Raw genomic sequence first — 17,809 nt, 5'->3', positions numbered from 1 at the left:
GACCTCCGGGTCTTACTTCCGCTTGGGGCGGGTCGTCGGGAGCATCGCGCGTACGGCGGCCGCCGCGTCCTGGGCGGCCTGGTGGACGGCTTCGGCGCCCGTGCCGGATGCCCGGGTCATCGCCTTCAGCGCGTCCAGCAGCGTGGCGACGGGGTCCGGGATGCCATCGAGCGGCTGGGCTCGGTAGACCAGCACGGCTTCGCCCGGGTCGGACGGCAGGGCGGCGGGGAAGGTCTCGACCTCCATCCGGCCGGCGCGGTAGGCGAATCCGATCTCCAGCCGACGGCGTTCGTCCGGCAGGCCGGTCAGGTCGAACTCCTCGCCCTCCAGGAGCAGTTCCACCAGCGGGAAGACGGCGATTCCACGGCCGCGCCGCAGTGCGGCGTGGACCCGGGTCTTGATCGCTTCGGCCTCGGGCCCCCACTCCTGGGTGCGGGCCTGCTCGTAGGTCTGGCTCACCGGCCCGTGCCCTCCGTGCCTGGGGTCTCGTTGTTCAGGGTGCGCATCTTTTCCTGCACTTCCGCGGCAGTCAGCCGGATCAAGCGGTCTCCCCGGAAGGGCTCGTCCGGCGGCGCGGGAAGGGGGAGGACTGCGGTGGGAGCATCCGCTGGTACGGCCGGTCTGCCGTACACCATCTTCACCGCGTCGGTCAGGGCGTCATGCCGTGCGGCGCCCCCTGCGACGCCCTGGAGGCAGTCGGTCAGCTTCCGGGCCTGCGCGCTCAACGGCGCCCCGGCTGCGGCAAGTCGCCTCAGCTCGGCGGCCTCAGCCGCGATCTCCTCGGCGAGACGCTGCATGTTCGCGGCGGCCGTGGCGATCTGCTCGTCCAGCCGGTCCCGCCCGGCCTCCGCCCGGGTGTACGGGGCAGTCACCGCGCGTCCTGCCGGTCGCGGGCGGCCCGGATCGGAGCACACCGTCCGCAGGTCTTCACCGAGCACACCGGGGCGTCCCCCGACCGCCACCGGTACTCGTGACAGTGCTGGTCACGGCCGGTCTGGGGCACCTGTTCCAGGGCGGTCCGGATCGCCTCGCGGGCCTCGTCCAGTGCGGCGGGCCGGCTGGGGGCCTCCTGCAGAAGCTCCAGCGCCCGGCTCAGGGTCGCCCGGCCGAATGCCAGGCCGGGCAGCTCGGCGAGCGGGACCAGGTCCTCGCGCTGGGTGTCCGCCGCGTCGGCCTCCATGCACCACCGGCCGTACGGCATCCGGTCGTCGGTCACTCGCCGTTCTCCGGCCGCTCGACGGTGAACTCGACGCGCTGGACGCCGAAGTCGTCCGTGACGGCCCGTTCCTCGTACGAGAGGCCAGCGGCGTCCAGTTGGGCCCGGTACAGGTCGACGGCGTTGGTCTTCCCGCTGTTCAGCGGGCCCAGGATGGCGGCGATGGCGGCCCCCTCGGCGCCGTCCAGGATCGTCACCGGTCCGCCGCCGAACAGCTCGGGCGAGACCAGGGGCTGGACGGACACGGTCTTCTCCTCACCACTGCGGTCGACCACCGTGGTGGTCCACCCGGTGAGGTCGCCCTGCGGGTCGGTGTCGACCAGACCGGTGGCCCGGCCCTCGCGGGCGAGCTGGTCGAGCAGTTCGGGCCCGCTGACGCCGCGGCGGTCGGCCTCGACCTGAAGCAGCCGCTGGACGTCCTCGATCGACCGGCCCGGCTCCTCGGCCTCGTCTCGCTCCGGCATCGCCGCCCCCTCCAGTAGTTGTCAGCGCCTGTTATGAGCGTCCGCAAGCGCGCCGTTTCTGATTTCCGCTAAGGAGACGGTATCGGAAATCAGCCCGCCGGCAGGGGCCTTCGGCGTCGCCCGGACGGGTACTTCGAATGCCTAACGGTTCTGTGAGAGCGATTCTCCGCTCCGGTGCCAGCACGGCCGGTGGGCCGGTGCCCGCTCTCGTCGGCGCGCGAGGGGAGAAGGCAGCGACGGCGGCGGCCGGAGGGGCGAGCCGCTGTGTGCCGTTCTACGGGATTCGTTGGCGGACCCAGTAGTTACCTGCACTGAAATGAAACCTCTATCTCAGATTGGCGTGTGTCGGATCATGCCTGATCAAACCCCATGCCGAATCAATTTCATTGCGTTGCATTACATTACGTTTCATTACATTGCATTGCGATCTTGAAGCAGGTTCGACTACACTGCGGAGTCAGGTCGGTACACCTGTTCTTCGCTGAGAGCCGTCCTGCTGCACATGTTGGAAGTTCCGCACAGTGGCAAGGGGAGGACAACAAGGTGAAGAACCGCCATCGGTCTGTGAGGCGGGGCGCTACGGCGGCCGCCGTAGCGGGCATTGCCGTACTCGTTGCCGGATGCGCGTCGGGGGCCGGAACGGAGAAGGGCGCGTCCGGTGACGGTGGCGCCTCCGACACCACGGCCGCCGCCGTGCAGGCCGCCCGGACCTACCAGAGCGCCGTCAACGGTGACGACTGGACGAAGGCGTGCGGCCTGCGGACCGAGCGCTATCGGCACGGCTCCGTGAAGGAGTGCGTCGCCGACAACGCGCCGAAGACCCCGAGCCCGGAGCCGAGTCCGACCGAGTCCGATGAGTTCCCGCCGCTTCGCCGGGCGGACGGCTCTGTCGTGCGCCCCAAGCCGAAGCCGAGCGCCAGCGGCCCGGACCGGGCGGAGACGGGCGAGGTCAAGGCCAGCGCGCCGCAGAGCGTCCCCGCCATCGGTGACCACCCGGCCGGCACGGGCGTACGGGTCGAGTACACCGTCACCTGGCCCAACTCCACCACCACCAGCCGCAAGGCCCTGCGCGTCGTACAGCAGGGCGACACGTGGCTGGTCGACCAGTCCGAGGACATTGCCGAGTCCGACGAAGCCCACGGCAACCCGGTCCACGACGCACTGATGAGGGGATGACGTCGTGCTGGAACCGACGACCTCTTTGTCAGCGACACGTGAGACCGTGAGGCCCCGCGACGCACATAAGTCGGCACAGGGGAGGACCCGAAGGTGAAGAAGGAACCGCCGCCGTCACCGCGCCTGGCCGCCGTCGCCGCGCGGGACCCCGACCTGGCCGAGAAGGACCGGGACCTCTTGGTCCGGGCCGACCGTGACCCGCGCTCCTACCCTCGTGGCGAGGTGAGCGTCTGGTGGGCCACGGCTCCCTACCTGCTCCGTCCCGGTGTCGCCGTCGCTGGTCTCGGAGCTGGAGCCTGGGTCACCGGGGCAGTTGAGTGGTACAGGCCGAGCCCGCACGACGGCGGGGCCACGGTGAACGACGCCTTCGGTCGCCCGGTGCAGGAACTCTTCGACGGCCTCCACTCCGCCCTCCTCATGGCGTGGCCGATCGGAACCGCCGTCCTCGCGTTCATGGGATTCGCGTACGCGGCGAACGCTGTTTCACGGAACAAGACGGCACGGCGCCTGGCGGAGCTCAAGGACCGGTGTGTCCAGCCCTCCGACCTGAACGACGACGCCCGCGCCCTCCTCGCCCGTGCCCAGCAGGCGAAGAAGGCTGTTCGCACCTCGGCGGTGCACCGCTTCGACCTCATCGACCGGCAGCACAATGACGTAGCCCTCCCCCGGCAGGAGTGGGAGATCGCGGAGGCCCTGCGGGAGTACACCCGGCTGGTGAAGGCCGAGCCCTCGAACCTCAAGGGGGACAAGGTGGCCGCGCTGGTCGACACCCGGCGCCGGGCCCTGCGGGCGAGCCTCGACGGGATCACCCGGCGGGTCGAAGCCCTGGAGTCGTACGCCGAGCAGGTAGCCCAGGCCGATGACCGCTACCGCGAACTGCAGCAGATCCAGGCCCTGACCGACGGCAGCGACGACATCCTCGACTTCCTCGCCCGCACCGTGCGCGATGACCTCGCCGTCGCCGAGATCGACGGCATGACCGGAGAGGCCGCCGTCGTCGCCGACGCCTTCACCAGGGCGCTCGAATCCGCGAAGGAAGCCGCCGTCATCGCCCTGCCCACCCGCACGACCGCCGCCTGATAGGGGACCAGACCATGACCACGAAGAAGCAGGACGACGGCAAGTCCAAGCTGGTCGTCCCCCGACTGACCTTCGATCCCGCACTCCCCCAGGACCTCCAGGACCTGCTGCGTTCGGCGGAGCCCCGTGAACTCCACCGATCCCCGGATGACATCACCCCATGGAAGGGGATCTTCGCTCCGGTCCGGAAAGAGACCGGGGCCGTGGGCCTCGCCTGGCTCTTCGTCTGGTCCGCCCCCCAGTCCGAGGCGTTCGCCCCCTACCAGTGGACGTCGCTCGGGGTCGGCGGCGGACTCGTGATGCTCTGGGCTGCCGGGTCGGTCCTCGAACGCCGATCGGAGCGGGAACGGCTGCGCCGGATGCGTGACGCCCGCACTCAGTACGTGATGGACACGGACCTGTCGGAGGACGCCGGGCAGCTCCTGGCCCGTGCCAGCACCGCGGCGAACGCCGTGCTCCGCTCGGCAGTCCACAAGCAGGACCTGATCGACCGCCAACGCAATGAGGTTGCGCTGCCGCAGCAGCAGTGGGAGATCGCCGAGACGCTGCGGGAGTACAGCCGTCTGATCAAGGCTGCCCCGGTGAAGGCGGAGGGAGACAAGGTCACGGTCCTGCTCGACACCCGGCACCGAGCGCTGCAGGCGAGCCTCGACGGCATCACCCGGCGCGTGGTTGCCCTGGAGGGTTACGCCGATCAGGTCGCGGAGGCGGACCGGCAGTACCGGGAGCTCCAGCAGATCCAGGCCCTGACGGCGGGCGGCAGTGACGTCCTCGAACTCCTCGCCCGCACCGTGCGCGATGACCTCGCCGTCGCCGAGATCGACGGCATGACCGGAGAGGCCGCAGCCATCGCCGACGCCTTCACCACGGCGCTCGAATCCGCGAAGGAAGCCGCCGTCATCGCCCTGCCCACCCGCACGACCGCCGCCTGAGCGATGGGGAACGGAATCCACTGATGAACGACCAGAGCGACGGCCCCACCGAGACCGCCGTCCGACTGTGCGAGTTCCCCGCCGGGTGTTCCCGGCCGGCGAAGGCGAAGGCGCCCGGGACCCCTGGGCCGCCGTCGAAATACTGCGATGACCCCGACCACACCGCGCTCAAAGCCCTGCGCTGGGAGCGGAAGCACGGCAAGGACGCCGCCGCTCGTCAGGACGTGGTGCCGGACGACCTGTCCACACTCCCGCACAGTGCCGCCGTGGCGGAGGCCCAGACCACGGAGATCAGCCTTCGTTCCCTCCTGGTCCAGGTCCTCGAAGTGCTCCCCGGCCATCTTGCGGCGGTGGAAGCCGCGGGCGACCCGGAGCTGGCGAGCGTCCAGGTCGCGAACGCGCAGAACGCCGCCCGGCTGGCCGTCACCGAAGCACAGACGAAGCTCGGGGTGGAGCATGAGGCCCGGATCGCCGCCGAGCAGAAGGCGAAGCGGCTCAAAAGCCTGAAGGAGACGGCGGAGGAGGCGGCCGTCGAAGCGGACGGCCTCCGCGAACAGGCCGAGTCGACCGCCACCCTGATGTTCCTCCTCGCGCTGCACGCCGTGCGATCCCAACAGGTGGCCGAGCGGGAGGCTGAGGAACGGGTCACTGCTGCCGACGCGCGGGCGCACGACGCTCAAGAAGCCGCCCGTGCGGAGATCGAGCGAGTCACGACCGAGACGAAAGAGCAGATCGAAGCGGCCAAGGCGGCAGCCGACAAACAGATTGAGGAACACCGGGCCCGGATCGAGAAGGACGCCAAGGACGAGATCGCCGCCGCCCGGAAGAAGGCGGCGGACGAGATCGCCACCGCCCGGAAGGACGTCGAGACCATCGAGCGGACGGCCCGGGAGCGCGTCGACCAGCTCCAGACGGAGACCGCCCAGCACAAGGCGACGGCGGAGGCCGCAACGGCTCAGGTCGCGGAGGCCAAGCGGGAGCGGAAGGACCTGATCCAAGAGCACCTGACCGACCGGGGCAACCTGATCAAGCAGCACAACGAAGAACGCGATGAGCTGGTCAAGCGGCACAACGCCGACCGTGACCGGCTGCTCGAAGAACTCCGCCAGAGCCGGGAATTCGGCAAGGCCCAGGCGGCGGCGGCCGAGCGGACGGAAAGGGCTCGCAAGGCTCTGGAGACCCAGGTCCGGCGTCTCGAACGGCAGCCGAAGCCCAGCAGCGGCAAGGGCGGTAAGTCGGCGTCGGCCTCCCCCGCCGACGATGGGCACGGCCGCGAACAGGTCACCGCTGCCGTGGCCGAGGACGAACCGATCCCCGGGCAGTCCCTCATCGTGGACGACCAGGGCAAGCCGGTCCAGAGCGAGGGTGAGGGAGACGTCCAGTGACACTCACCGACCCCTCGCTGCTGGAGGACCTGTTCACCCATGAGGTCGACGGGCGGTCGGCCCAGTTCGTCCGGCCGGCGGACACCGACCTGCCCAACTGGGGGGTGTACGACGGGGGCGACTTCCTCGGGATGCTGTACTCCGACCAGTCCGGCGGCGGGACGGGGTGGCGGCTCGGGCAGTCCCACGAACGGCACGACGTCCTGGACGACGCGGTGCGGGCCCTGCGTAGGCCCCGGTCTTGGCCGCGCGAACGGGCGCAGGTTTCGGACTGGGCCCGGCGGCTTCTGGCGGACGAGTCCCTGACGGCCATCGACGTGGAGACCACGGGCCTCAACAAGCCGTGGGCCGTGCAGATCGCGGCCACCGACCGGAGCGGTGCTGTGCTCTTCGACGCCTACCTCGACCCGCGTGCCGAGATCGAGCCGGGCGCCGTAGCCGTTCACAAGATCACGCCGGAGAAGGTCGCCGGTGCCCCCACCTTCGGCGAGCTGCTGCCAGCCCTCACCGAGGCACTGCACGGGCGGACGTGCGTCGCCTACAACATGCCCTTCGACAGGGAATGCCTCGAACGGGAGCTGAGGCGGCATCACGGGTCTGCGGAGTCGGCCGCGCGGTGGCTGGGTGGGTGCCGGTGGGACGACGCGATGGAGCCGTACGCCGTCTGGAAGGGGCTGTGGTCAGCCAAGCGGGGGCGCTACCGCACACAGAAGCTCGGAGGGCCGCACAACGCCGTGGAGGACTGCCGCTTCCTCCTGGCGAAGGTGCGGGAGATGGCGATGTCCGATCACCCAGCCTGACGCTGAACCGCGCAAGAACGGCCCTGCTCCACGCTGCGTGGGGCAGGGCCGTTCTGTCTGCAGGACAGGTGTGCGGGTCAGTCCAGCTGCATACACACACTCGGCTTCAGGTACCGCTTGTTCACCCACCCGTCCCGGTCGATGGACAGGCCGGACTGCGGCTCGATCGTGGGCTCGACCTTCCACCACGAACCCTGCTTCTTCGACGGGTTGGTCACCGAGTCGCCCTTGCGGAGCAAACCCCACGACTTGTAGCTGGTACCCGGCCCCGACCGCAGATGCACCGTGCTGGTCACCTCGTACCCACAGCTGTTGGCCGTCGCCGGCGCGGCCCCCAGCAGGCTCGTAAGGGTGAGCGTCGTCGCTCCGAGAACTGCCGTCGTGATCTTCCTTCGCATATCTCGCTCAACGTCGCTCAGGTGCGTGCGGCACTGTCCGAACATGCGCACCACCCCGGAGAGTGAACCGCCCGCCGCGGTGGTTGTCGTGGACGGGTCGCGGGCTGAGCTCGCTTCGCGTGCGGCGCCGTCGTCGGCGAACGCCCGGTGGACAGCAGCAGCGGCTCTGAGTCTCGGGTGGCTGGGCGTCGTGACGATCAAAGAAGGGAAGCGTGGCCGATGTCCGCTGGGGTGTCGCCGTACGGCCTGGGGGCCGCACGGCTGGGTACCTCCGCTCGCCGGTCCTCGACTGCGGGCGCTTGGGGGTTCCGTTCTGTGGCTGAGGTGAGCGGCCTCACTGTTGGCTTGCCGGTGCCTGTTGGTGCGTCTGCGACAGACGATCTTCGGGTTGCTCTAGAGTCGGGACGACCTTCCCGGTGGCGCCTCGCTGCCGGGATTTCGTGTTCTCTGGGTGGAGTTGGATCTTGCGTAAGGCGCGGCTGCACGACCGGAATCCAGCGGGGCCCGTCCCACGTATCAGCTGGGCGGCCCGGGTCCGGGAGGCAGGCGCCCCTCTGGCGATCAGACCGTACCGGCTGCACTTCGCCGCCCGCCTGCTTTCCTGGACCGGCTCGGCCGTGGCGCCCATCGGGCTGGCCTTCGCGGTCCTCAAGATCGGCGGCGGCCCCGGAGCGCTGGGTGCGGTCCTCGCGGCGAGCGTCGTACCCCAGATCCTGCTGCTGCTCGTCGGCGGGGTCGTCGCGGACCGGCTGCCCCGACATCGGGTCATGGTGTGGTCCAACGTCGTCTGCGCGGCCGCCGAAGCGGCGGCGGTGCTGCTGCTCCTCTCGGGCACGGCCCAGGTCTTGCACCTGGTGGCGATGTCGGCTGTCTGCGGGGCGGCGGGAGCCTTCTTCACCCCCGCGGCCGGCGGCATCGTCGTGGAGGTCGTCCCGGCCGAACTCCGTCACGCGGCCAATGCCCTGCTGAAGATCGGGCAGAACACGGTGAAGGTGGCGGGGCCCGCCCTGGGCGGCGTCCTGGTCGCCGTGGTCGGCCCTGGCTGGGCCCTCGGCTGGGACGCTCTCACGTTCGCCGCCTCGGCCCTGCTCTTCTCCCGGATCAGCCTGAAGGCCAAGCACGTGAAGGTCCGGACCGGCTTCACCGCCGACCTGCGCGAGGGCTGGGATGACTTCCGCTCCCGCCGCTGGTTGTGGGTGATGGTCTGCCAGGCCGCCGTGATCGTTCCCGTGTGGCTGGTCGGCTACCAGCTCCTGGGTCCGGTGTACGGGCAGCGGGTACTCGGCGGTGCCGCGCCGTGGGGTGTGGTGGTGTCCGGCTTCACCGCGGGGCTGGTGACCGGGGCGGCGCTCGCCCTGATGTGGAAGCCGCGTCAGGTCGGGCTCGTGGTCTGTGCGGGCACCGGGTCAATGGCGGTGCCGCTGGGAGCGATGGCGGCGGCCGTGCCGCTGCCCGCCCTCGTGGTCGCCACGGCGTTGGCGGGCACGGGGCTGGCGGTCAGCATGACCGTGTGGGCCTCGTTGGTGCAGGAGAGGATTCCAGCGGACCGACTGGGCCGGACCCTGTCCTACTCAACGCTCGGCCAGATCCTGCCCGTGCCCTTCGGATACCTCCTGGCCGGTCCCGCCTCCCAGGTATTCGGGCTTCGCACGACCCTGGCGGCGGGCGCCCTGATCATTACGGCCGCCGCTGTCGTGCCGCTGGCCATTGCTCAGGTCCGGGGGCTTTGCCTCGCGCCGCTGGCGACCAAGCAGGGCGACGGCCCGGTAGTACCGGCGCGGGCGGAGAGGTAGAACGCTCGGGCCACCTCGACGGCGCCGGCGAAGTCGCGGAACGCCCGGTCCCGGGCTGCTGCGTCAAGCACAGTCCGGCCGCTTCGCTCAGGCAGCCCCCACCGCTGGACCAGCGATGCGGCGATGCGGTCAGCGCTCAGGTGGGCCGTGGTGCGGTGCGGGTCGGCCGCCTCGACCTCGGCGTTGAAGGTCAACGCGGCAGCCACGGCCTCGGCCACCGAGGGGACGGACCCGAGGAGGTCGCCCGCTTCCGCCACCGTGACCGGCCACACCGTCCAAGCTCCGTCCAGGCGGGCGGAGCGGACGACGATCCGCACCAGCGCTTCCCCCGGTGGGAGCTGGCTCACCTCGTCCTCGGTGAGCCAGTGGGCGAGCTGGCCGCCGGACATGCTGCCCAGCTCCACACCCGCATCGGCAACGCGCCGCAGAGCGGACCGCTCCACCGCCGCGGCTCGCACCGGGCGGCACACGTCGCCGCACTCTTCATGCGCGAGGGCAGCCAGAACCCGCGTGCGCCACCGGCTGGGGAACCCCGGGTCGTAGAGCTGCTGATAGTTCAGGAGAGCGAGGCAGTTCACGGACTGCCCGCTCGCCTCCGTGACCGGCCGGAAGGCCGCCTGCCAGTACCGGACGAAGCTGGTCTGCCACGGCTCGCCAACCCAGCCCCCGGCGGTGCCGGGGGCGGCCGGGGGCAGGCCGGCGGCCACCAGGGCAAGCGCCCGTTCGGCGTCCTCCCTCTTGGCGTCGCAGGGATACGCGCGACGCCAGGCGTCCGCCCGGTTGAACGCGGTCTTCAACCCCTCCCCCGCCGCGAGGCGGCCCAGGGCAGCCCAGGACCGGCGGGTGTAGGGCAGGGAGCGGGCCAGGGCGGTCAGCCGGGCTGCTTCGGTGTTGTCCAGCTGTCCGTCGGCGGCGGCCCGGGTCAGGGCGGCCCGCAGGTTCACCAGGGCTTCGGACAGCGGGCGGCCGTCGTCGGTGTGGACCACGGCGACTTCGTCGTCCGCGTCCAGGGCGCCGCTGCGGAAGTCCTCGAAGATCCGGCCGATGCCGACCATGCCGTACGGAGCGAGCTCGGCAGCCCGCAGGGCTCCCATACTGGCGGCGCCGACCACGGCAACGCCGTCGGCCAGCAGCGCCAGGATCTCCTTGTGCCGTACCGGGGCGCTCTGGTGCCAGAGACCGTCGATGATCAGCACCGTGTCGCCGGGGCCGGCTCTGAGCCGCATCAGGTCCCCGTGCCGGACCGGGGGGTGCGTCACGGCGTCGGGGAGGACTTCCCCGACGCGGGCGGCGGGCACGGTGGGCCCGGAGAAGACGTGAACGCTCACGCGACTGCCTCCTGGGTCGGTCGGGGGATGACGTGCCGGGCGTCGTAGCGCAGGGCCGGGGCCAGCACCTTGACGACGGCGAACTCGCGCCGCTGGTGGGGTCCGTGGGTGAGGTCCACGACCAGCGGAGAGTGGCCGGTGACCGCGCTGATGCGGGCCGCCAGGTGCTCGGCCTCGCCTTCGTCCGTGGCGAAGCCGGTGGTGTGCTCCGCGGTGACCTCCGCCCACGGGGCGCCAGGGCTCGCGGCGGGCTTGGGGCCGTGGTGCACGGCGGGCCGGTAGGCGGCCGGGTGGATGTCCTCCCGGCTGCCGGTGATCTGGGTGAGGCGGGACTGAGCCGCTTCCGTGATCGCCCTCGACAGAGCCACGTGGGGGTCAAGGTGGGCGCCGGAGCCGGAGACCAGCAGGGCCGGCTGGTCCTCGCGCCACAGGTAGCAGGTGATGACGGGCACCTCGAACCGGTTCGGCAGGTGCCACAGCTCCAGCCAGGCCCCTGCCGCCCGCACCCGGTCGATCAGGGCCGCACAGTGCTTGTCCTCGACGGTGCCGGGGTCGATGAGACGGCCGTGCCCCGACCCGTCGGCCAGCGCGCTGATCGTGTCGCGCTCGATCAGCTCGGCCAGGGCGTGGACGACGGCCTCGGCGCGCGTGTTGCCGGAGGCGAGACCGTTCGTGGACGCGCTGGGCAGGTGCAGCCGCCATCGGTCGTGGGCTTCCCGGCCCAGCTGTACGCACGCCGCCGGAACCAGCGTGGGTTCACCGTCCAGTGCTGATCGTGCCGTGATCCAGTCCAGGACGGTCCGGCTGGTGACCAGCGAGCCGGGGTGGCTCTCCAGGGCGGTGACCGGATAGGGCAGGTCCAGGCCGAGGCCGTCCGCCGGGGCCCGCACTTCGGCGGTCGGGACGGCCCGCTCGCCGTGCCATGCCTCGATCGCCTCCATGGCCCCGGAGACCCGGGCGGCGGCCAGCGTCGCGCCCTTGCCCTGGGCGACGGACAGGGTGCGGGCCAGCGGCCGCACGGCCATGGTCACCGGGATACCGAGGTCATCCAGCCCGGTCACGTCGGCGACGCGGGTGATGCCGTACGCCATCAGCAGCGGTCGGATCGCCTCCCAGGTCTCGTCGGGATGACGGGTCCGGTGGGTGCCGTCGAAGTACGCCTTGCGCATGGGCTCTTCCCTTCGCAGATGCCGACGCCCGGCCGCCGGGACACCCAGGTCATGAAGGGTGCCCCGGCGGCCGGGCGGGTTCAGCTACCGCCTGCGGAGCCGTCAGGCGGACGGCAGCGGGTAGGTGTGGGTGTCGGGGAAGGCGGAGTCCGGCACGGCCGGGTCGCCGCCGGAGTTCTGCGGCATGTTGCCCTCGGCGTGCAGCTCGGCCACGAAGTCGGCCGGGTCCACGGCCTGCGTCGTGGCGGACGGGATCTGCTGGGACATAGTCGTTCCTCCTGGGTCTGGAGAAGGACGCTGCTACACCGAGAGGTCGGTGAAGCAGATGGTGATCAGTACCTCGCGCGACTGGGAGTCGAGCGGGGTACGCCAGTGGGGGATGCGACTTCCGTCGAATCCGGTGAGGACGCGGTGGCGGACCGGGAAGGTCTCGCCGCCGTCGGGGTATGGGGTGTCACCGAGGCGGTCGGCCACCTGCTGGGTGGTCAGCCACCGCAGGCGGGGCAGCCAGCCCATGGAGACGAGACCGGGAGTCAGGCCGCACGAGAAGGTGATCTCACACTTCCCGTCGTCGCGGTGGACGTGCATGTAGTCGCCGGGCTCGTAGAACTTCAGGCCGAAGCGGATCGGGGTCATCCGGGCCCGGCCGGTCGCCTCGCCCGCCACCTCCGCGAGACCCTTGGACATGGCCAGCTGGCTGAGTGCGTCTCCCCCGGTGTGGACCCGGCACCGCTGGGGGGAGGTGATCGAGCCGTCCCGCATCACCAGCAGGCCCGGCCGCCGGTTGTGGCGGACGACCGCGTGCGGCTCGCACCGGTCGGCCTCCTCGGCAAGCTCCTCCCAGAGGCCGGGGTCGACCACGTCCTCCGGAACGACCGCCCGTCCTTCCGCCAGCCAGAGCTGACGTGCAGTCATCGCCATCACAGGTCCATGAACGACATCGTCACCAGCAGGCCCGTCGACGTGACCGGCCGGCGCCAGTGCGGCACGTGGTACCCGGCGAACGCCCGGACACTGCCGTCACCGTACGGGTGGGCCAGGGTCGTGAAGCCCTCCCCCTCGGGGAACATGCCGTGCTCGGTGACGACCTCCCCCAGGCGGTCGGGGAAGGCTCCCATCAGGTCGGGGGCCCAGCCCATCGGCGGCAGGTCCTCGGTCAGCGCGACCGCGACGGTCACGGTGGACTTCACCGAGTCCACGTGCAGGCCCTGGAAGTCGCCTTCCCTGTAGAGGACGACGGCGCCACCGCGCGGGATCAGCCGGGGAATGCCGGTGGCCTCGCGCAGGGCCATCAGCAGGGTCTTGTCGTAGGCCAGGGTCTCCAGCACCGGGCCGGGCGGAATGAAGCCGCAGTGGACCGGGGAGGCGAAGCTGCCGTCACGGTGCGCGGCGGTGTGCTCGTGGACGTGGGGGGTGACCAGGTCGACCCGGCCGTGTGCCTCCTCGACCAGGGCCTTGAAGCGGTCCGACTCAAGGACACCGGGAACGATGGCCGTTCCCGTCTCCTCCCAGGCGGCGCGAGCCGGCAGCCGATCCACGGGTGCTTCGGTGTCCATGATCCCCTCCAGTTGGCCTGTCTGTCCGGGTGGCGCCGTGCGGCCGGTGGAACCCCGACCCGCCGCCGAGACCGTTCCGGCGGCGAACCGAGGGTCGGCGGCGTTCGCCCATTGAACTGCCGGGGAACACAAGGAATGAGGGGCCACGAAGGGGTGCGTTTCCCGGCGGGGGGCCGCTCCGGGGGGCCAGGATGAGGGCCGCACCCGACGGCGACGGAGGGAAAGTGTCATGGTGGCCCCGGACGGCATCGGCGCCTTACTTCGAGCGATCCGCGAACGCGCCGGACGCACCCGAGATCAACAGGCCAAGGTCGTTCAACAGGCCCAGGGCGGCCGGTGGTTCGACTGGGAGAACATCAAACGGTGGGAACTGGAGAAGCGGTTACCGGTCCCGGACTGGCACGAGACGATCGCCCGCGCATACGGGCTGAGCGTCGCGGACGTGCAGCGGGCAGTCGCCGCATCGCGACAGCACCGACGCAGCCAGCGCAGGGAGAAAGAGGACGTGAAGCGACGCAGTTTCTTCGGGGTGGCGGCCGCGGTCGTAGGTACGACCGCGCTGCCCGGCATCACGCAGGCACGCGAGGGCATCGACGGGGCCCTCACGAGCTCCGGAGCCGGTGACCTGGCTTACCTGGAGTCGGCATTCGAGCGGCACCGGGGCGGCTACCACGGCCGGGCGCCCAACGACGTGTTGAGCGAAATGCAGGCGGACCTCGATCTCCTCGGTCAAGTCCTCAACCAGCCCCACCCCGCCGGCGCACGCGCTGATCTCGCCCGTACCGCTGCGGGGATTGCCGGTCTCGTCGCCATCGTCCAGCACGATCGCGGCGACAAGGGGGACGCCTTCCGATGGTTCGCGACGGCGGAGAAGGCGGCTCGCGAGTCCGGTGACCGCAGGATGACCGCCTGGGTGCTGGCACGGCACGCGATGGTGCCGCTGAACTACGGCGCCCCCGAGGCGGCCGTACGGATCGCCTCCCGAGCTCGCAGGGCCGCCGGTCGGACGCCCACCGCCGCCGGCGCATTGGCGGCGGCGGTCACGGCCCGCTCTCTGGCCGCCATCGGTGACCTTCGGGGCGCCCAGATGGCGATCACAGATGTGCGGAACCTCGTGGAACACCTCGACGGACAGGAGACAGCAGACACCTGGTTCGGCTATCCGGGACAGAAGCACTTCGTCCACCTCTCCCAGGCGTACACCCTCCTCGGGGACACGGAGGCTGCCTACGCGGCCCAGGACGATGCCCTCGACCTCACCGACTCCCCATCGGTGATGACCCGGGCCCTGATCGCGATGGACACCGCCGCCTGTCTGCGCCTCGACGGCGACCCTTCAGCGTCTGCCCAGATGGCGGCAGGCATCTTCGACCGCCTCCCGGCCCCCTACCGTGACGGCCTGATCCGGTCCCGGGCCGAGACCCTGCACCATGCACTCAATGGCCGCCCACGGGACCTTCTTGGGCAGGCTCTCGCCTGACAGGCGCTCTGTCGTGCCGAGCACCCAAAGGTTCAAATCAGGGTACGGGCGGGCAATTCCGTGGCAGAGTTGGCCAACAGCCCAGCGCCGAATCCCCCCGTTTCGGCGCTGGGCGTGCCCGTTCCCGCGTGACCTCACGGGCGGGCGCTCGTTCATCTCGGCGGAGGTCATTCCGCATCGACTTTCACGCTCGGCGCCGAGCGGTGTCTTCGGAACGGTCGCTGATCGGTTCCGCCCGCGGAAGGGTGTTGAAGACACCGAGGGGCTTCTCCTCCTACCCCCCGCGGGGGGTAGGAGGAGAAGCCCCTCGTCGTTCGTCGTCAGTCCAGGCCGGCGTACGCGATGCTGAGCACCGTGACGGTCTTGGTCTCGGCGCCGACCATCAGCACGACCGCCAGGTCCCCGGCAGCCCAGAGCCGCACCACGCCGTCATCGACGTCGCCGTACGGCTCGGTCGCGGCGATGGGGTCGGTGAGCGAGTCGAGCAGAAAGCGGGCTAGGCGGTCGCGGGCCCGGTCGGGCAGGCTCCGGTAGACCTCGTGTTGCGTGGGGTCCATGTAGAGCCGAAAGTTCACGCGACCCGCCGCTCGCTGATCAGCTCGGTGACGTCCGTGTACTCCGGCGGCAGCTCGCCGCCGTGCTGACGCTGGTAGTCCAGGACCTCGGGGGCCTTCGCAGCTCCGGCCCGCAGGTCCTCGATGAGCTTCCGCCACCGGGCACCGAGGGCTTCCAGCTCGCTGAACGGGGTGAGGTTCAGCTGACGCATGAACTCCATCCGCTGGCCCGGTGTCAGGGCGTGAGCGATGGCGTCCGGGGTCCACTCCCCCTCGCCAGGATTCGCCGCCTCGCGCATGGTCACCGCCTTCCCGTGCCACGGGCTCCGGACGGTCGCCGGGCCCTCGCCCCCAGAGTAGCGGCGGCAAGGGCCCGTGCGGGATACGACGGACAGCCCCGTCCGGCTACCCGCCGGTGCCCGGAGGAAGGGCGGGACGGTCCCGGCGCCCGCTCATCGGACGCCCGCCACGGCGCTCTCCTCGACGGCGGACGGGCTCCTCCCGCTCGACGTGCACGGTGTGCTCCTCGGCGGCCGGCGCCGGGGCCGGAGCGGGGATGACGGTGAACACGATCCGGTACGCGGGGGTGCCCGGCTCGGTCCGCCGATTCTGCAGACGACGCGGTTCGTCCACGGCGACCGGTACCGGGTACGCCGCGAGGGCCTTCCTGATCAGGTCCGTGACCTGCTCCTGCTCCTCGACGCTCGCGCCCATGATCCGGATCTCTGCCATCAGCGGGTCACCTCCTGGCGGGGTGTGGCCTCGGGGAGGTGAGCGCGGCCGCGGGCGCGGGACCGCCGCAGCAGCTCCTCACGTACGTACTCGCACCCCTTGACCGCAGGCAGCCCCCTGACCGGGGTGACCGGGTCGTCCCCCTCCCGCAGGGCCCAGGATTCGTCGGCGGCAAGGTGCATCGGGCGCTTGCCCGCCCGCGCGGTGTCGGCCGCGATCAGCTTCTGGTCCTCCCCCGGCCGGCCCGGGACGATCAGGCGCCCACGGGTCACGTCCCGCACCCGGACCAGTACGCGCTCCCACGGGGAGGCGTCCGCCAGGTCCTCGTCGGATAGCCCTCCGGCGTACCGCTCCCCCAGCGGGACGGACGGCTTCACCCGGCGGTCCAGCAGCACCTTGCCGGTGGAGGCGTCCACAACGGCGATCTCGATGATCTCGGTCGTCTCGGAGTCGCTGGTCGGCTGCCCGGAGGACCTGGTGCACAGCAGCACCGCCGTGTCCGACGTCAGGATCTCGCGTGCGTGACGTGCGCGCTGGCCCCACCGGGTGCCGCCGACCGTGATGTCCGCGCGGTAGCGGGCGGCCTGCTGGTCGGCGCGGAGCTCGGCGGCGACCTGCTCGCGCGTCGGACCGTCCTGGTCGTCACGGGCCCAGTCCAGCGCCCACGCGCCGGTGCGGTCGTCGTGGAAGGCCCACACCTCGACCTGGTGCCGGTCGGCGACGGCGGCGGCGAAGGCGTGGATCGCCTCGGCGCGGGTCGTCACCCGGCTGTACTCGCGGAGCGGACTCGGCTCTCCGGCTCGTACCGCGCGGACCTCCTCCCACGGCACACCCGGAAGATCCCGCAGGCCCTCGACGTCGCGGGTCCGGAACAGCGGGACGTCAATCCACCGGCTCTTGCCGACCCGGGCCTCGACGTGGGAAGCCGGGGTGATCCAGCCTGCGGCCACCACGTGCTGCCAGTCGGTGGGGTGCCGGATCTCCAGCAGTCCGGCCGCCTCGTCGGCCCGGATCAGCCGGTCCCCCGTCACCTTCTCGCACAGTTCCTCGTCCGCGGCGAGCACGTCCAGGTCCTCGACGGCGAACCGTCCGCCCCTCCCCGCGCTGATCCGCCCGTCCTGGGCGACCTGCTTCAACTCGGCCACCTTCCACCCCAGTCGGCCGGCTGCCTCGTCGGGCGGCAGGCTCACCTCGACCCACGCGGTCCACTCGACCTCGCTGCGGGCCTTCGCTTCCTGCCGGGCGGCGATCAGCTCGGTCATCAGCGCCTTGGCGTCGTCGGACACCGCGAGGGCCCGCGCGTCGCATACCGAGTAGAGGTCCCAGCCCTTGTACTGATCCACGACGCGCAACCTGGTCTTCTCGGCCAGGGGCGGCACGTCGGCGGACTCGACTTCGAGCCCGGTCAGCTCGGCCAGCAGCTCGGCCGTACGCCGGGCGCCGTAGCCCTCGCGGTCCGCGATGCCCTCGCGGATCTCCTCGACCCGCGGCGTGAGGGCGTCGGCTGCCTCGCGTGACCACCCCTTGGACGTGTCGCGGGGCGGGATGAGTCCCAACTCCTGTGCCCGGGTGACCATCCAGGGCTCGATGCCCAGTTCGGCCGCCAACTGCGTTCCGTTGACCACTTTCGGCCGCGCCTTTTGCGCCGCGACCGCTACCTCTTCGGACATCCGCAGAGCCTTCCATTTCTCGCTTACTTCACCGAAGCCATTTCATGGATAGCAGTACCGATGACGCTTGACAAGC

At 71.1% G+C, this 17,809-nt stretch carries 21 protein-coding genes; 7 read left to right on the top strand and 14 right to left on the bottom strand.

What is annotated here, in order from left to right; genetic code table 11:
• Positions 1-12: 12 nt before the first annotated feature.
• Genes ACZ7OO_RS39505 through ACZ7OO_RS39490 form a run of 4 tightly spaced genes read right to left on the bottom strand, consistent with a single transcriptional unit; the run spans position 13 to position 1,680 of the window.
• Complete coding sequence (locus ACZ7OO_RS39505; RefSeq protein WP_331725142.1) at positions 13-459, bottom strand: hypothetical protein; 447 nt, start codon at positions 457-459, stop codon at positions 13-15.
• A complete protein-coding gene (locus ACZ7OO_RS39500) occupies positions 456-872 on the bottom strand; it encodes a hypothetical protein (protein ID WP_331725141.1) in 417 nt (138 codons plus the stop codon). The genes ACZ7OO_RS39505 and ACZ7OO_RS39500 overlap by 4 nt, the downstream gene beginning before the upstream one ends.
• Positions 869-1,216, bottom strand: coding sequence for a hypothetical protein (locus tag ACZ7OO_RS39495; RefSeq protein WP_471512258.1), 348 nt, complete (start codon positions 1,214-1,216; stop codon positions 869-871). The genes ACZ7OO_RS39500 and ACZ7OO_RS39495 overlap by 4 nt, the downstream gene beginning before the upstream one ends.
• The gene (locus ACZ7OO_RS39490) at positions 1,213-1,680 is read right to left on the bottom strand and encodes a hypothetical protein (protein ID WP_471512257.1); all 468 of its coding nucleotides are present in this window, start codon (positions 1,678-1,680) and stop codon (positions 1,213-1,215) included. Before ACZ7OO_RS39490 ends, ACZ7OO_RS39495 begins: the two co-directional genes overlap by 4 nt.
• Positions 1,681-2,223: 543 nt before the next feature.
• Between ACZ7OO_RS39490 and ACZ7OO_RS39485 the strand changes: the two genes are divergently transcribed.
• The 5 genes from ACZ7OO_RS39485 to ACZ7OO_RS39465 all read left to right on the top strand — a co-directional run bounded on the left by ACZ7OO_RS39485 (position 2,224) and on the right by ACZ7OO_RS39465 (position 7,053).
• The gene (locus ACZ7OO_RS39485) at positions 2,224-2,856 is read left to right on the top strand and encodes a hypothetical protein (RefSeq protein ID WP_471512256.1); all 633 of its coding nucleotides are present in this window, start codon (positions 2,224-2,226) and stop codon (positions 2,854-2,856) included.
• A 93-nt stretch (positions 2,857-2,949) separates the two neighbouring features.
• Positions 2,950-3,936, top strand: a complete 987-nt coding sequence (locus tag ACZ7OO_RS39480) for a hypothetical protein (protein WP_471512255.1) — start codon at positions 2,950-2,952, stop codon at positions 3,934-3,936.
• Between the two features lie 14 nt (positions 3,937-3,950).
• Positions 3,951-4,868 carry a hypothetical protein gene (locus ACZ7OO_RS39475; RefSeq protein ID WP_331725136.1) on the top strand — a complete coding sequence of 306 codons (918 nt, stop codon included), beginning with the start codon at positions 3,951-3,953 and terminating at the stop codon, positions 4,866-4,868.
• A 23-nt stretch (positions 4,869-4,891) separates the two neighbouring features.
• Positions 4,892-6,253, top strand: a complete 1,362-nt coding sequence (locus ACZ7OO_RS39470; RefSeq protein WP_331725135.1) for a coiled-coil domain-containing protein — start codon at positions 4,892-4,894, stop codon at positions 6,251-6,253.
• Positions 6,250-7,053, top strand: coding sequence for a 3'-5' exonuclease (locus ACZ7OO_RS39465; protein ID WP_331725134.1), 804 nt, complete (start codon positions 6,250-6,252; stop codon positions 7,051-7,053). The genes ACZ7OO_RS39470 and ACZ7OO_RS39465 overlap by 4 nt, the downstream gene beginning before the upstream one ends.
• Before the next feature lie 77 nt (positions 7,054-7,130).
• On the opposite strand, the gene ACZ7OO_RS39460 is transcribed toward ACZ7OO_RS39465, so the two are convergent.
• Entirely contained in the window at positions 7,131-7,451 is a 321-nt protein-coding gene (locus ACZ7OO_RS39460; RefSeq protein WP_405548094.1) for an SH3 domain-containing protein, read from the bottom strand.
• A gap of 464 nt (positions 7,452-7,915) precedes the next feature.
• Here ACZ7OO_RS39460 and ACZ7OO_RS39455 point away from each other — a divergent pair, with 464 nt between their 5' ends.
• Positions 7,916-9,244, top strand: a complete 1,329-nt coding sequence (locus tag ACZ7OO_RS39455) for an MFS transporter (RefSeq protein WP_405548093.1) — start codon at positions 7,916-7,918, stop codon at positions 9,242-9,244.
• Here the strand turns inward: ACZ7OO_RS39455 and ACZ7OO_RS39450 are convergent.
• From ACZ7OO_RS39450 to ACZ7OO_RS39430, 5 genes are all read right to left on the bottom strand, one after another.
• On the bottom strand, positions 9,163-10,572 hold the full coding sequence (locus ACZ7OO_RS39450; RefSeq protein WP_405548092.1) for a TfuA-like protein: 1,410 nt from the start codon (positions 10,570-10,572) through the stop codon (positions 9,163-9,165). The two genes, ACZ7OO_RS39455 and ACZ7OO_RS39450, sit on opposite strands and share 82 nt — an antisense overlap.
• Positions 10,569-11,741 (bottom strand): YcaO-like family protein, encoded by a 1,173-nt coding sequence (locus ACZ7OO_RS39445; RefSeq protein WP_331725130.1) that lies wholly within the window; start codon positions 11,739-11,741, stop codon positions 10,569-10,571. Before ACZ7OO_RS39445 ends, ACZ7OO_RS39450 begins: the two co-directional genes overlap by 4 nt.
• Positions 11,742-11,843: 102 nt before the next feature.
• Complete coding sequence (locus ACZ7OO_RS39440) at positions 11,844-12,008, bottom strand: hypothetical protein (protein ID WP_266361575.1); 165 nt, start codon at positions 12,006-12,008, stop codon at positions 11,844-11,846.
• A 33-nt stretch (positions 12,009-12,041) separates the two neighbouring features.
• Positions 12,042-12,656, bottom strand: coding sequence for a hypothetical protein (locus ACZ7OO_RS39435; protein WP_405548091.1), 615 nt, complete (start codon positions 12,654-12,656; stop codon positions 12,042-12,044).
• 5 nt (positions 12,657-12,661) lie between these two features.
• Positions 12,662-13,297, bottom strand: coding sequence for a hypothetical protein (locus tag ACZ7OO_RS39430; RefSeq protein WP_331725128.1), 636 nt, complete (start codon positions 13,295-13,297; stop codon positions 12,662-12,664).
• 229 nt (positions 13,298-13,526) lie between these two features.
• Between ACZ7OO_RS39430 and ACZ7OO_RS39425 the strand changes: the two genes are divergently transcribed.
• Positions 13,527-14,777 (top strand): transcriptional regulator, encoded by a 1,251-nt coding sequence (locus ACZ7OO_RS39425; protein WP_471512254.1) that lies wholly within the window; start codon positions 13,527-13,529, stop codon positions 14,775-14,777.
• 320 nt (positions 14,778-15,097) lie between these two features.
• Here the strand turns inward: ACZ7OO_RS39425 and ACZ7OO_RS39420 are convergent, their stop codons facing one another.
• From ACZ7OO_RS39420 to ACZ7OO_RS39405, 4 genes are all read right to left on the bottom strand, one after another.
• On the bottom strand, positions 15,098-15,334 hold the full coding sequence (locus ACZ7OO_RS39420; protein ID WP_331725126.1) for a hypothetical protein: 237 nt from the start codon (positions 15,332-15,334) through the stop codon (positions 15,098-15,100).
• A gap of 14 nt (positions 15,335-15,348) precedes the next feature.
• Positions 15,349-15,630: a hypothetical protein gene (locus ACZ7OO_RS39415; RefSeq protein WP_331725125.1), complete on the bottom strand. Its 282-nt coding sequence runs from the start codon at positions 15,628-15,630 to the stop codon at positions 15,349-15,351.
• 106 nt (positions 15,631-15,736) lie between these two features.
• Positions 15,737-16,063 carry a hypothetical protein gene (locus tag ACZ7OO_RS39410; protein WP_331725124.1) on the bottom strand — a complete coding sequence of 109 codons (327 nt, stop codon included), beginning with the start codon at positions 16,061-16,063 and terminating at the stop codon, positions 15,737-15,739.
• Positions 16,063-17,733, bottom strand: a complete 1,671-nt coding sequence (locus ACZ7OO_RS39405; RefSeq protein ID WP_471512253.1) for a 3'-5' exonuclease family protein — start codon at positions 17,731-17,733, stop codon at positions 16,063-16,065. The genes ACZ7OO_RS39410 and ACZ7OO_RS39405 overlap by 1 nt, the downstream gene beginning before the upstream one ends.
• Between the last annotated feature and the right edge of the window lie 76 nt (positions 17,734-17,809).

The organism is Streptomyces sp. NPDC111744, from assembly GCF_055634995.1.
Note: the sequence above shows the minus strand (reverse complement) of the source record. Positions and strands in the feature narration are given on the sequence as shown.